Source organism: Acidobacteriota bacterium (assembly GCA_016196035.1).
Taxonomy (GTDB): Bacteria; Acidobacteriota; Blastocatellia; order RBC074; family RBC074; genus JACPYM01.
In genome coordinates this window covers 1-14,207 of record JACPYM010000060.1, presented here as the reverse complement: position 1 = coordinate 14,207, position 14,207 = coordinate 1, and the positions used below count along the sequence as shown (strand labels likewise).

The window sequence follows — 14,207 nt, the reverse complement described above, 5'->3', positions numbered from 1 at the left end:
TTGTAGGCAATCTCTGTCCAGTCAGCGCCGCGCGCGCAACTCATCAGCATTCAAGCTGCGCGCGTTTGAACTTGAAGCCTTTCAGATTGCCCAATGCCGTGACTGCAAAGGCTTCAGGCCGAAACAGCTCTTGCGCCAGTCGCTGTACGTCTTCGGCGGTGACGGCTTCGATGCGCGCGACGGTTTCTTCCAGCGGGATGAAGCGGCGTTCGACGATCTCGTTACCGGCCATCGCGCTCAAGCGCGAGCCGGAATCTTCCAGGCTCAAAATCAGCGAGGCGCGCATCCGGCCGCGCGTGCGTTGCAATTCATCGGCGCTGACGGGTTCGTTTTTCAAGCGTTTCAACTCGGCCATGATCGCGTTGATCGTCTCGGTCAGCCGGTCGGGCGAGGTGCCTGCGTAAATCTGAAAGAAGCCCGTGTCCTGAAACTGATTGGCCGAAGCATACACGTCATAAACCAGGCCGCGCTCTTCGCGCACCGATTGAAACAGACGAGAACTCATGCCGCTGCCCAGAATCATTGTCAGCAAGCCGGTCGTGTAAAACTCTTCGCTCAGCAACGACGGGCACGGCACACCCAGCACCAGATGCGATTGCTCCAGTTCTTTCTTGCGGCGCAAGGTGATGTGCGGCGTGGGCGGCGGCGCGGTCGCGGGCACGGCGGCGTGGCGCTTAGACAAGGCGCCAAAATACTGCTGGGCCAGTTCCAGCACCTGTTCGTGTTTGAGATTGCCGGCGGCGGCCAAGACGACGTTTTCCGGGCTGAACAAATCCTCGTAATAACTGGCGACCCGCTCATCGCGGAATGTCGCCACGGTTTCGGGCGTGCCCAATACACGGCGGCCCAGCGGATGATTGGGGTAGAAATTCTCGAAGAACACGTCAAACAGAATGTCGTCCGGCGTGTCTTCGGTCATCTTGATTTCTTCGAGGATGACGTTGCGTTCCTTGTCCAGTTCGGCGGGATCGAAGGCGGGCGCGGTCACCAGATCGGCCAGCAATTCAAAACCGCCCAACAAGTCTTCGTCCACGACCTCGTTGTGAAAGCCGACGATCTCGCGGCCCGTGAAGGCGTTCAGATTGCCACCCAGCACGTCGGCGTCCTTGGCAATCTGCAAGGCCGAGCGTTTGCGCGTGCCTTTGAAGAGGGCGTGTTCCAGAAAGTGCGTTAGCCCGTTCTGCTCGGCGGTTTCGTAGCGCGAACCGGTGCGCAAAAAAACGCCGAAGCTGACCGCGCGCGTGTGCTGCATCTGCTCTGAAAGCACGACCAGCCCGTTGTCGAGCGTTGTTTTCCGAAGATCGAATTGCTGCTTTACCCACATAGGCGACGGAGTTTACTTGCCGCAAAATGGTTGTGCAACCGCTGTGTTCAGCCGCAAAAATGCGCCAAAAGACGCCCAGTCTCGGTCGTTGCAAAATTGAGTGAACATCGAACAAGCGGACGCGTGCCGATTCCCGGCTCCTGATTCCTGATTCCTGATCGCTGGAAAAGCGCGGCTGATTTTTTGACTATCAGGAGTCAGGAATCAGGAGCCGGGAATCAGGTGCGGCGGAAGTTCTCACAGCGCCAACGTCGCGGCTTCCTGATCCAAAAACAGATGCGCATCTTTGTGCATACGCAGGATCGAAGCCGGGCAGCCCGTCGTGATCGGCCCTTGCAACGTTTTCTTGACGGCTTGTTGCTTGCGCGGCCCCGGCACACTCAGGAACAGTTTCGCGCAGGCCATCAACGTCGGAATCGTCAGCGTCAAGGCGCGGCGCGGCACAGCGTCCAACGTGGGGAAGCAGCCATCATTCACTTGCTGTTGGCGGCAAGCTTCATCCAGTTCGACAATCTTCACTGTTTCGGGATCATTGAAATCACAGACAGGCGGATCGTTAAACGCCAAGTGGCCGTTTTCGCCGATGCCCAGCGCTGCGAAATCGGGCGGTTTGAAGGCCAGCAGCGCCGCGTAATTGGCGCAAACCGCCGCCGGATTGGCCGCCTCGCCGCGCAAACCGTGGAATTCAGCCAGCGGCACGCGCTTGACCAGCCGCTCAATCAAATAGTGGCGGAAGGATTGTGGCGCCTCTTCATCCAAACCCAGATATTCGTCCAGATGAAAGGCGATCACGCCCGTCCATTCGATGTCCGGCGTGGCGACCAACGCAGCCAGAAACTCGTTCTGCGACGGTGCCGCAGCAAAAATGCCGATGGCGCGTTGGCGCTCCCGAATCAACCGGCGCAATTCAGCCGCGACCGCCGCCGCCGCCGCCGCGCCCATTTGCGCACGAGTTTCATAAACGTAAACATTCAATTGATCCGCGCGAAACTGATGCAGTAAACCGGTGATCGGAATTTCCATAGGCTTCTCGTTTGACCGCGCGGGGGTGATTTTGACAATGTACCTGGCGCGCGCTGGCGATTTTGAGCAGCGGCGCAACACAATGCAAGGAACCAAGATGTTTGCTGATTTTGTTTTTGAAGAAGAACTGGAAGAGTTACGCGCCGAAGCGTTGCGCTGGTGGGAGCGCGGCCATGCGGCGCAACAAGCAGGCCGCCTGGCCGAAGCGCTTGAACTTTACACGCACTCCCTCGAAATCCATCCGACCGCCGAGGCCTATACGTTTCGCGGCTGGGCTTACAGTTTTCAAGGCGACCTCGACGCCGCCATCGCCGAATGCCACAAAGCCATTGAGACTGACCCGGATTACGGCAACCCTTACAACGACATTGGCGCGTATCTGATTCAGCAGGCCAATTACTTCGACGCGATTCCCTGGTTGCGCCGAGCCTTTGACGCGCGCCGCTATGAATGCCCGTTTTATCCGCGCTTCAATTTGGCGCGGGTGTATGAAAAGCTCGGCGATGAGATGCGGGCCATGAACTTGTACAAAGAAGCCTACGAGTTGAACCACAATTACAAACAAGCCTTGCTGGCGTTCCGGCGCTTGCAGACCAAGCTGAATTGAGCATGCTTTTAAAACACGCCGTGCCGTCCGCGCAACCTGCCCGTTTGGATGCCAAGATTTATCCTTGCCGGTAAATCCGTAAGCGCCGATCTGAACCCGGGAAAGCGTTCGGGCATATTGCGTGTTTCAGAGGGTTCACGTAGGGGGGCGGGGCTGTCCGGTTCGCCGGGATGTTTGAAATCTAGCTGCCACAACGAATCACCTTGGATGAATAAACGCGGCGACCGCCCGGCCAGTTTGTCGGTTTCGCCTTCGCTCAGGCCAATGACTTGCGGATAAGCGCGGCCTTCGGGGTCGAGCGGCAAACGCTCTGGCGTGCTCCAGCCCAAAGGGTCGGTGAGGTCGCGGTTGTAGCTGAGATAAACCCCTTCCTGATACCAACGCGAATCCAGCGCGTGATTGAGCAACATCACATACTGTTCCAGATAGCTGTTGTAATGCACCGACGGCCCCCAATACGCATCCGGCTCCGCGCTATGCCAATCCGTGTTGACGGCTATAAACGGCGTCCCGCGCCCATTCAACCCCGGCTCACCCCAAGCGCCGTCGCGCCATTTCCAGGCTTTGCCGACCGGCTCGTTGCGATCCTCATAGCGCTGACGCGCCACACAAATTCCCTGCTCGTCAACCTGGCTATCATACGAGCCGTAATAGAAATAAAAATATTCCTTGTTCCGGTCGAGCAGTACCGTGAAATCGCCGTTGCCGCCGGCAAAAAAGAAATTCTGGGTGCCGCAGTTGAACGATTCCGTTGGTGCTTGCAACACGATGCCCAGGTCTTCCCAGGTCACGCCTTCATCGTGCGAGATCAGGGCGCCGATGCGGGGCACGGTCAGAAATTCATTCTCGCAACCGGCAGAGATTTCATTGTGGTACCAGCCATACAACGTTCCGTCTTCGTCGCGATAGGTCGCTTCCAGCCACATGCCGCCAACCAATTCAAAATCCGAGTGAATCGAGGTCGAAAGCGGCAATTCAGCCTTTTCGATGAGGCCCAACAGGCCGATGCCCTCGCTGCGAAAGGGATGCTGCACCGAAGCGAAAAGATAAAGATTGCCCGCCGCATCCCAATGCAAAGGGCTGTTGCAATCAATGCCGTCTTCGATCCCGGCTTCGGGCAACCGTCCGCCGGGCAGGCGCAACGGCTCGCCGGGCAAGACGGTCACACGCGGGCGATTCACTTGCGCCAGCAACGGCTGGCTGCCCAGTGGCGTAAGAAGTAAGGTGAGGAGTACAAACACGAATTGCTGCGTGAATGACACTTTCATAATTTTGACTTGAAATGAACTGGCAGACTGAAACCCAACCGCTAGGGACGCCTGACACTGGCTCGCTAGCCCTTTGGGGGAGGCGTGAAAGCCTGATGAAAGAAACTTGAGGTGCAAAGAAACCGGCAAATTTTGCGGGCCACAAACATAGACGCGGCGCACACGCCGCCGGTCTCAAAATTTTCGGTCAAAGTGTGAACGGCGTTTACCACGCGCGCGCAGGCCGTTGCTGCACCCTCATTCAATAAAGCGCTAAACGCCGCGTGAACCCGCCAGTCCGGGCAAAGATTTTTCTTCCTGTAAAAAATCCGGTGATGACAATGTAGGGGCAGACACCTGCCTTGTCATTACCCACATTTTTTGATTTGGCTCGAAGCCAGAATTTTCGAGGTTTCTTTGAGAAAAGTGGCGCCTCTCTTGGCTCCGGAGGAGCCGGATATTTATAGCTTGGGCGTTCGTTGTTTCCCAAGCTCCAGCGGAGCGACATCTGACAGATGTCGCTCCGCTGGAGCTTGGGGGTGATTTTGGCCTGAATGCTATAAACATCCCGCCCCGCTGGGGCGAAGAGCAGGAGCCGTCCCTGAAATCAAAGACCAGGAAACTGGAAAAATGTGGGTAATGACAAGGACACCTGCATGTCTGCCCCGGTGGCAGCAGACGGCATCAAAGGACGCAAAAGCCACCGGGGCAGACACGCAGGTTGCCCCTACATTGTCATCGAAAAATTTACAGGAAGAGATTTTTTTTGACGGCTACAAACAGGCTAACGTTCGATCACCAACCGCGCTTTCTCGCGCAACAGCGGATCGCTGATGCTTTGCTGCCAAGCCGTCAACTGGCGTTGCAATTCGTCGCGCACGGCGCGCTGGTTCGCATTGCCGTAAAGATTGCGCGTCTCGCCCGGATCGTTTTTCAAGTCGTACAACTCGTCCAGTTGGTTGGCATGATGATGCCGCACCAGTTTCCACTCGCTGGTGCGGATCATGCGCATAAACGCCAGGCCGCCGTTGTGCAGATCGTATTGCCCAAAAATTTCATTGCGCCATTCGACTTTCTGCCCGCGCAAAAGGGGCGCGAAATCGCGGCCTTCCTGCCGCACGCCGTTCGGCATGGGCAGCCCCAACATTCCCAGCACTGTGGCAAAGGTGTCCAAGTTGACGACCATTTCGGCAACTTCGCGGCCCGGCGTGACCACGCCCGGCCAGCGCACGAGCAGCGGAATCGCCAGCGATGTATCCCACATATTCGGGCGGGTCGGCCCATTGCCGCCGCCCAGCATCCAGTAGCCGTTGCCTTTGGTGTGAATGCCGTGCTGGCCGATGTTGTAACCGTGGTCGCTGGTGAACAGCACGATGGTCTTGCGCGTCAGATCAAGCTTGTCCAACTCGTCAAGCAACCGTCCCAGATTGCGGTCTACCGAATGAATGCTGGCGTAATACTCGCGGTAAAAGCGTTTGGTTTGCGCCACGTCCAAGCCCTTGAAATCGGGAATGGTCGGATCAAGCGTCTTGAACGGCTCGCTGTCCACTTCGGGCACCGGCGCATAAGGCGTATGCGGCGCGCGGAAATGCAAGGACAACGCGAAGGGCCGCGCCTGGTTTGCCACGACAAAGCGCAGCGCTTCGTCGGTCAGCAAATCCGGCAACGAGCCTGACAGCTTGCTCTCCTTGCCATTCACTTCCAGCGTCGGATTCATGGGCGTATTGCCGCCGCCCAAAAAACCATAAAATTCATCGAAGCCGCGTTTGGTCGGATGAAACTGCGCTTGCGATCCCAGATGCCATTTGCCCAGCAGCGCCGTGCGATAACCATTGCGTTGCAGCACCTCTGGCCAGGTCATCGCCGAGGCGGGCAAACCCAACCCGGCGGCGTCTTCATTCGGCGCAATCCAATCGGTGATATTGACCTGCGTGCCATACAAGCCGGTCATGAACGCGACGCGGCTGGGCGAACAGACCGGCGTGGCGACAAAAGCATTCAGAAATTTGGCCCCCTCGCGCGCCAGCCGATCCATATTCGGCGTGCGCGACTCGCGGTTGCCATACGCGCCGATTGACCAGCGCGCCTGATCGTCGGTCACGATGGAAATCAAGTTGTAACGCGCGCCCGTTTGCGCCCACACCGGCGCGGCAGACAAAACCAGCAGCAGACTGCTGACCAGACCTTTGACGTTCATGCGATTCACCTGTTGAGATTGGATTAGCAAGTACGGCGTACTGCCGCGCCAATCTGGCGCAAGCTGCCGCGCTTGTCAAAATACAGCTTGCCCCAGCGCCAGCATAGACTGGCGGTCAGACGTTGCCGGGTTAGCCAAATTCAGCAACAAGACGCCGCTCATGGTTGCGCTGCTCCTGCATTTGAATTGCGGCTTGCGGCGCGCGTTCGAGCAGTTTCGCCAACGGAGCGGGCGCGTTGCGTCAGTCTTTGCTCACAGCGCCTGCGAGCAGGTGCGGGTTTGGGGTCGCCGCCGCCGCAAGCGTTCGTCAAAAAACATCGTCGCGTTGCGCAGGAAAGGCCGCCCGCGTTCGGTCAGCCGCAATTCGCGCGCGTGCAACTCGACCAAACCATCTTCAAAAAGCGGTTGCAGGAATTGCGGCGCGGCGGCTTCCTGCTCTTCAGTCAGTACGACTTTGAATTGCGTCATGAATTGCAGAATCTGTTCGCGCCGCGCCTGATCTTCAGCATTCAACAAATGACCGCGCAGCGTCGGCAACTCGCCCGCTTGCAAGCGCCGCTCGTAAACCGGAAAGGCCTTTTCGTTTTGGTGAAAGCAGGTCGGCGTCTCTGAAATGGCGCTGACGCCCATGCCCAACAGCACGTTCGTGCGCGCCTCGGTATAACCCATAAAGTTGCGATGCAAGCCGTTGCCGCGTTGCGCCACGCTCAAGGCATCGTGCGGCAAGGCGAAATGATCCAGGCCGATTTCAAGGTAGCCCGCGTCCAGCAACATCTGGCGTGCAAGTTCATACAAGGCGCGTTTCTCGTCCGCCGTCGGCAAATCTTCGTCTTTGTAGCCGCGCTGCGTGGGTTTGATCCACGGCACCAGCGCGAAGCTGTAAAGCGCGATGCGGTCGGGGCGTAACTCGATGGTTTGCCGGATTGTCGCTGCAATGCTCGCCAAGGTCTGGCGCGGCAGGCCGTAGATCAAATCGTAATTGACGGACGTGTAGCCCAACGCGCGCGCTTGTTCGGTCAGGCGTTGCGTCAGCACGAACGGCTGGTGGCGATTGACCAGCTTTTGCACCTCTTCGTTGAAGTCCTGCACGCCGAGTGAAATGCCCGTGAAGCCGAGTTCGGCCAGCGTGCGCAACTGCTCAAGCGTCGTGTGGCGTGGATCAACTTCAAGCGAAGCGTCGAAATGCTCTTTGTCCAACTGCGTTTCGGTCAGCAGCGGCGTCAGCATGCGCTTGAGGTTTTCAGGCGCAAAGAAATTGGGCGAACCGCCGCCCAGATGTAATTGCCGCAACGGGCGCGCGGCCAATTGCGGCAAGCGTTCGCGATAAAGCGACCATTCGCGCCGCAACAGTTCAAGGTAAGTTTCCTCGCGTCCGTGATCGCGCGTGATGACGGTGTTGCAAGCGCAAAAGGTGCACAGCGTTTCGCAAAAAGGCAGGTGCAAATAAATGGCCCACGTCGCGCGTTCGTCTTGCAAGGCGCTTTCCAATTCCTGCAACCATTGTTCGGTCGTCGGGGATTCGCTCCAAAACGGCACGGTCGGATAGCTGGTGTAGCGCGGCGCGGGGATGTCGTATTTGGCAAATAGATCGTTCATCGCAAATTTGCGCTTACGCCTGCGCGGCGCTGACGGCCTCCAGCAAAACTTGCGCGGCGCGTTCCAGCAAGGCGTCTGTATGCGCCAGCGAAACGAACCCGACTTCATAACCGCTCGGCGCAAGATAAACGCCGTGGGCCAGGGCCGCGTGAAAGATGCGCGCGAACTTGGCGCTGTGTTCGGCTGGAATCTGCGCGATGCTGCGAATCGGCGCAGCCGTTTGCCCCCGCAGCCAGAACAACGAAGCCGCGTATGTCATCTCGTATGGCAAACTGCGTTCGCTGAATTGCCCGTTGAGCCAAGCGCAAAATTGCGCGGTCTTTGTTTCCAACTGCGCCCACACGTTGAGGTGCTCAGCTTTTTGCAGCGTCGCCAAGCCCGCGCGCATGCCGACCGGATTCGCGCTCAATGTGCCCGCCTGATAGACCGGCCCGCTCGGCGCCACGAGGTCGAGCAAAGCGCGCCGCCCGCCATAACAGCCCACCGGGAAACCGCCGCCGATGATCTTGCCGTAACAAACCAGATCGGGTGTGAGGCCCAGCATTTCAACCATGCCGCCGCGCGCCACGCGAAAGCCGGAGATGACTTCATCAAACAACAACAGCGCGCCATGCTGCCGTGCGAGTTGCGCGAGCCTGCTCAGAAATTCAGGCCGTTGCAGCAGCAAGCCATAATTGGCCGGCAGTGGTTCGATAACCACGACCGCGATCTCGTGGCCGTAGGTGGCAAAGACTTCTTCCAGTGCCGCGTCATCATCGAGCGGCGCGACCAGCGTCTCGCTGGCGACGGCTTCGGATACGCCCGCGCTCGTGCTGGCCGCCACGCCCGCCAGACCGCTGCCCGCTTTGACCAGCAAGGCGTCCGCGTGGCCGTGATAGCAGCCTTCAAACTTCAGCACGCGCTGGCGGCCCGTGGCGGCGCGCGCCACGCGCAAGGCGCTCATCACGGCTTCGGTGCCGGAAGAAACAAAGCGCAGCTTTTCTACCCATGGCAAGCGCGCCGTAATCCATTCGGCCAGCGCCAGCGAATAGGGTTCGCACGCGCCGAAACTCCATGCCGTCTCAATCGCGGCGTGCACTTCGGCGCTCACGTCGGGGTCGCGATGTCCCAGCAGCAGCGGCCCGAAGCTCTGGCAAAAATCAATGTATTCGCGGCCTTCGACCGATGTGAGCAGTGCGCCTTGTGCGCTTTGGAAAAAGACGGGCGTGCCGCCGACGCTTTTGAAGGCGCGCACGGGCGAATGCACGCCGCCGGGCGCAACCTGCAACGCGCGGGCGAAGTACTGTGCTGAAGTTTGATCAACCATATTTCCCGCCTATCCTCTTGCTTACGTGGCGATGCCCAAACGCTTCGCATAGCGTGCGCCATACGTGATGATGAATTGCGCGCCCGCGCGTTTGAAGACGTGCCAGGTTTCCAGCAGCGCCGCGTCAAAGTTGAGCAAGCCGTGCTCGGCCAACAGTGACAGCCCCGCGTATTCGCCGCTGACCTGATATGCGCCGACCTGCTTGCCCGTGCGTTTGCGAATCGGGCGAATCAAATCGAGCGAGGTTAGACCGGGCTTGACCATCAGCAGGTCTGCGCCCTCTGCCGCGCAACGCTCGCTCGCGGCTAATGCGGCGCTGCGCATGCGCGGATCGAGTTGGTAATGCCGCCGGTCGCCGAATTGCGGCGCTGAGTCAGCGGCTTCGCGAAAAGGGCCATAAAAATTGCTGGCGAATTTGGTGCTGTAACTCATCACCGGTGTCAGCGCAAAGCCGTTTTCATCCAGGGTTGCGCGAATGCGGGCGACGCGGCCATCCATCATATCGCTCGGGCTGATGCCGTCCGCGCCCGCTTGCGCAAAGGCCAGCGCCGCTTGCGCCAGGGCGTTGAGCGTTTTGTTCAAATTGATCTGTTCGCCTTCCAGCACGGCGCAATGCCCGGTCGTGGTGGAAGAGCAAAGGCAGGTGTCTATCCACAAACACAGGTCGCGTCCGAAGCGCGTTTTGAGCGCACTGATCGCCGCTTGGGCAAACGTATGCGAGAAGCCATCCGCGCGTTTTTCACCCGGCACGGGAAACAGAATGAATTGTGTGACACCTGCTTCAAGATCGCTTGCGACCTGGCGCACGGCGGATTCAATGGATTGCCGCGCCGTGCCGCGCAGGCCTGTGATCGGTTCGTCGTGCGCCAGGCCCTCAACGATGAAGAGCGGTTGAATCAATTGTGCGCGGTTGAATTCGGTTTCAGCGCACAGGTCGCGGAGGTGGCGGTGGGCGCGTAAGCGCATCAGTCGTTCGGTCATATTCGCCCTCAAATGTTGTTTCGCCGGCTTCAAGCGGACCGCATTTCAGCCAGCCAATGCTCCCAGCCAATGCTCATGGTCAAGACAGATGTGCGGTTCCACGCCTGCCGCGCGTAGCGTAGCTGGCGAAGCGCCCGGCCCGCAAAAATGCACGCGGTTGCGCAAGGCCGGATAGAGTTCCAGCGCGCGTTGAAAGGCCGACCCGCTCGACCAGTAACAGTATTCGACTTGCTCGAATTGCTGCCAAGTCGGCGCGGCGGCGTCTGGCAATAAGCGGTACGTTGCCAAGGTTTTCATCCCGCCCGCCGTATCGCTTTCAGCGTGGGTGAGCTTCAACCATGCGGGCGCACGGCCAGGCAGCGCCGCAATGCGCGGGTTTTCCTGCTCACCCAAACCCTCGGCGCTGCCGTTGACCCAGATGCCGCGCGCGGCCAATTTGCGCCACGTCTCCCAGCCACTCACCCAAATCAATTGCGTTGGTGGCACAACCCAATCCGCTGGCAGCGCACTGTCTTTGGCAATCCACAACGGCGGCTGCCCCGGCGGCTCGCTCACGGGCAGAGCCTCACGCACAAACCAATGATTTTGTTCGCGGCGCAACGGCCACAACGCCTGTGCGCCAACTTTGGGCGGATAAGGTCGCGCGGGTCGCAACGCTGCGGTTTGCAACGGTTCACCGTCCTGGCGCAAGCCGCGCACAAAGGTGATTTCGCCGTAAGGTCGTTGCAGTACGCTCGCGCCAATGGCCTGATGGCAGCCGCCACCGTGGGCACGCAAGATCGCGCGTTCGCGCTCGACGGCGGCGTAAGTTTCAGCGCAATTGATTGCCTGTAAGCGGGCGAGCAAATCCGTGTCCGCGCGGCGGGCTTCGAGGGCGAGCGCGCCCTGTCCCGGCGCCGTCGGATTCCAGCGCAACGGCAAGACCATCCAATGACATTGGCCGAGCGCCGCGCGCAACTCGTCACGTGACTCGGCGAATTCGACGACATCTGTTTCAAGCAACCGATCAAGCGCGGCCTTGGCGATGATCAGGCCTGCGGCGTCTTCGGTGAACAGCTTCTCCACGCGCGTCTGAATGCTGCCGCGCACGGGTTTGAATTCGAGGTGCCGGATGGAGGCGGGCAAGGCGGCGGGCAGCAAGTCGCGCAAATTCTGGGCGCGGCGCGGCGACGAAGTCAGCACGGCGAAGCTGCCATGCGCGCGCACACGTTCCCAACGTTTGGCGTTCACCAACAACAAATCGCGTTGATCGGCGCGCGGCAACGTGGCGGCAAGGCAGGTTTGCGGATGCTCTTCGATGGGCAAATCCTTCCACGAATGCACGACCAGATCGCAGCGCCCGGCCAACAACTCGGCGCGCAAATCTTCGGTGAACACACCTTTTTCAGGCATTTGCCACAACGGTTCGTCAGGCCGCTGATCGCCGAGGGAAGCGCGAAACTGATAGTTGATCGTCAGGTCTGGCTGCGCTTGTTGCAAGGCCGCGCCCACGAGCGCGGCTTGCAAGCGCGCCAGGACGCTGCGGCGCGCCGCGATCCTGATGACCGTGCTCACGCGCACAAATCCTCCCAGCCATACGGTCGGTATTGCGTTTGCCGCAACTGGCGTTGGGCGGCTTGGGCAATCGCCACGCGCGCCAGGGTGGCGCGCTTTTCTCCGCGTTGGCGCTCTTGCCTCAAGCCGGCGAAGAATTCTTGTAAGGCCATGATTTCGGTTCCAGCCAACACTGCTTTGGGCAGCGGATCATTCACCGCCTCACCGCGCAAATCGAGCACGCGGGCGAACGACGCGCCTTGCCGTTCGATCCAGGCATAGATTTCTTGCGCGGCGAGTGGCGCAGCGATGATCAAACCGCTTTGCGCGTTCGGCCAGCCTGGTGTGGCGTGGTCGGACAAGCCGTGCACTTGCAAATTTTGCTGTTCGCCCAAAGCGGCGGCGGCGCGCGCCGGATTGCGCGCAAACACGCGGACTGTGGCTTGCGCCGTCAGCCAGGGCGCTAACTCGCCCACCAATTGACCCGCCCCTAGAACACCGAGCACCGGCAAGCTGTGCAACCATTGACTGGCGTGGCTGCCATACGAGCGATGCCCCAGATGTTGCAGATATTGCCGGCGAATGCGTTTAGCGTCGCGCAACAAATCGCCCGTCAGTTGCCGCAAAAAATTGCCCCAATGATTTTCAGGAAAAGGCGCGGCCAGATAAAACTCCCGGAACTGCCCCAGCACTTCGGTTTCGCCCAACAGGGGCGAATGCAACCCGCAAATGATTTCCAGCAGAAATTGATAAGCGCTGGCAGCGCGATAAATTTCCCGGCGAGCGCCAGCTTTGTTGAACCTGGGGTCGAACCTGGGGTCGAACTTGGGGTCGAACCTGGGGTCGAAGCCGAGGTTGAGGTGGGATGGCAGAGCATCCTGATGCAAGATCACCAACCGCCGCAAACAAGTCTGCCATTGCAGAGCTTGCCGCCAAAGCTGGTTGTCGGTGCGCGCGGCGTCACTCACGCGTGGGATGTGCAACAACCTGAGTTCGTCCAGCATAAGCGCCATTATAGCGGGCCGCCGCCGTTCAAGTGTCATCGCTTTGTCATCAGTCTTTTTCATTGGGCCATCACGCGCCCGCCAGACCTTCCACTGCGGCGCAAAAACAACCGCCCCGTTTCAGTGCGCTAATTCCAGACGGCAATAGCTAGGGGAACCGTCAGAACGCTTGGAAACCGCATTGCGGTTGCGTAAAGTGAACGGCGCGGCCCGGCCACCCATGCGGTGCGCTTCGCCTGACTCCCAAGCGAATCAACATCAATTTAGACATTTGGCTAGACATTTGGAGCAAACATGCAACTTCGCCAACTTGGCAATAGTGATCTGAAAATTACGCCCGTCGGCATCGGCGCCTGGGCGATGGGCGGCCCGGATTGGGCTTTCTCTTGGAGCGCACAGGATGACCGCGATTCCATTGCCGCCATTCACGCCGCACTCGACGCGGGCATCAACTGGATTGATACCGCGCCGGTTTACGGACTCGGTCATTCGGAAGAAGTCGTCGCGCAAGCCCTGGCAGGGCGCGCGGCCAAGCCTTATGTCTTCACCAAATGCGGGCGCGTCTGGAGCGCGGCGCGCCAGATCGGCAAATCATTGCAAGCCGCTTCGATCCGCCAGGAATGCGAGGCGAGTCTGTGCCGGTTGCGCGCGGACGTGATTGACCTCTATCAAATTCACTGGCCGGAACCGGATGAACAAGTGGAAGAAGGCTGGGCCGCCTGCACCAAGCTGCAAGCGGAAGGCAAAGTGCGCTGGATCGGCGTTTCAAATTTCAACGTCAGCCAGTTGCAACGCGCCCAGGCCATTGCGCCGATCACTTCCCTGCAACCGCCCTATTCGCTGATTCGCCGCGAATACGAACCTGAGGTATTGCCTTACGCCCTGACCGAAAACATCGGCGTGCTGGCCTATTCACCGATGGGTTCGGGCTTGCTGACGGGCGCAATGACGCGCGCACGTATTGCCGGGCTGGCGGCTGACGATTGGCGCGCGCGCAGCCCGCAGTTTCAAGAACCGCTGCTGACACGCAATCTGGCGTTGGCCGGCAAGCTGCAAGAGATTGCCGCGCGGCATGGGCGCACGGCGGGCGAAGCGGCGATTGCCTGGACGTTGAACAACCCGGCGGTGACTGGCGCAATTGTCGGCGTGCGTAGCGCCGAACAAGTGGCGGGCATTCGGGGCGCGCTGGAATTTCGCTTGAGCGTGGATGAAGTCAGTGAGCTTGAAAATCTGGGTTGAGATTTCAGTTTTGCTGATCCCACTGGATTTTGTGGGTAAGCTCGGTCATTGAAAAAGAAACGGATGATTGCGTTGTAGCGGGTTATCCTTTTGGGTGACGAAACTCGAAAGGAGTCCCAAGCGCAACCATCCGTGTGTAGAAAGCATATC

At 59.4% G+C, this 14,207-nt stretch carries 11 protein-coding genes; 2 read left to right on the top strand and 9 right to left on the bottom strand.

Features of this window, described 5'->3' with window-relative positions:
- Positions 1-43 precede the first annotated feature (43 nt).
- Together HY011_18345 and HY011_18340 are read right to left on the bottom strand one after the other, a co-directional pair.
- A complete protein-coding gene (locus tag HY011_18345; GenBank protein ID MBI3424901.1) occupies positions 44-1,324 on the bottom strand; it encodes an insulinase family protein in 1,281 nt (426 codons plus the stop codon).
- A 237-nt stretch (positions 1,325-1,561) separates the two neighbouring features.
- Positions 1,562-2,347: a glucosamine-6-phosphate deaminase gene (locus HY011_18340; GenBank protein ID MBI3424900.1), complete on the bottom strand. Its 786-nt coding sequence runs from the start codon at positions 2,345-2,347 to the stop codon at positions 1,562-1,564.
- Positions 2,348-2,444: 97 nt separating this feature from the next.
- Here HY011_18340 and HY011_18335 point away from each other — a divergent pair, with 97 nt between their 5' ends.
- Positions 2,445-2,954: a tetratricopeptide repeat protein gene (locus tag HY011_18335; protein ID MBI3424899.1), complete on the top strand. Its 510-nt coding sequence runs from the start codon at positions 2,445-2,447 to the stop codon at positions 2,952-2,954.
- Positions 2,955-2,962: 8 nt separating this feature from the next.
- On the opposite strand, the gene HY011_18330 is transcribed toward HY011_18335, so the two are convergent.
- From HY011_18330 to HY011_18300, 7 genes are all read right to left on the bottom strand, one after another.
- On the bottom strand, positions 2,963-4,222 hold the full coding sequence (locus HY011_18330; protein MBI3424898.1) for a hypothetical protein: 1,260 nt from the start codon (positions 4,220-4,222) through the stop codon (positions 2,963-2,965).
- 763 nt (positions 4,223-4,985) lie between these two features.
- Complete coding sequence (locus tag HY011_18325) at positions 4,986-6,398, bottom strand: sulfatase-like hydrolase/transferase (GenBank protein ID MBI3424897.1); 1,413 nt, start codon at positions 6,396-6,398, stop codon at positions 4,986-4,988.
- 252 nt (positions 6,399-6,650) lie between these two features.
- Positions 6,651-7,994 carry an oxygen-independent coproporphyrinogen III oxidase gene (gene hemN, locus HY011_18320; protein ID MBI3424896.1) on the bottom strand — a complete coding sequence of 448 codons (1,344 nt, stop codon included), beginning with the start codon at positions 7,992-7,994 and terminating at the stop codon, positions 6,651-6,653.
- Positions 7,995-8,007: 13 nt separating this feature from the next.
- Positions 8,008-9,300: a glutamate-1-semialdehyde 2,1-aminomutase gene (locus HY011_18315; GenBank protein MBI3424895.1), complete on the bottom strand. Its 1,293-nt coding sequence runs from the start codon at positions 9,298-9,300 to the stop codon at positions 8,008-8,010.
- A gap of 21 nt (positions 9,301-9,321) precedes the next feature.
- Positions 9,322-10,281: a porphobilinogen synthase gene (gene hemB / locus HY011_18310; protein MBI3424894.1), complete on the bottom strand. Its 960-nt coding sequence runs from the start codon at positions 10,279-10,281 to the stop codon at positions 9,322-9,324.
- Positions 10,282-10,326: 45 nt separating this feature from the next.
- Positions 10,327-11,835, bottom strand: a complete 1,509-nt coding sequence (gene hemC, locus HY011_18305; protein MBI3424893.1) for a hydroxymethylbilane synthase — start codon at positions 11,833-11,835, stop codon at positions 10,327-10,329.
- Entirely contained in the window at positions 11,832-12,881 is a 1,050-nt protein-coding gene (locus tag HY011_18300; protein MBI3424892.1) for a hypothetical protein, read from the bottom strand. The genes hemC and HY011_18300 overlap by 4 nt, the downstream gene beginning before the upstream one ends.
- Positions 12,882-13,112: 231 nt before the next feature.
- Between HY011_18300 and HY011_18295 the strand changes: the two genes are divergently transcribed.
- Positions 13,113-14,057, top strand: a complete 945-nt coding sequence (locus tag HY011_18295; GenBank protein ID MBI3424891.1) for an aldo/keto reductase — start codon at positions 13,113-13,115, stop codon at positions 14,055-14,057.
- The last annotated feature ends 150 nt before the right edge of the window (positions 14,058-14,207 follow it).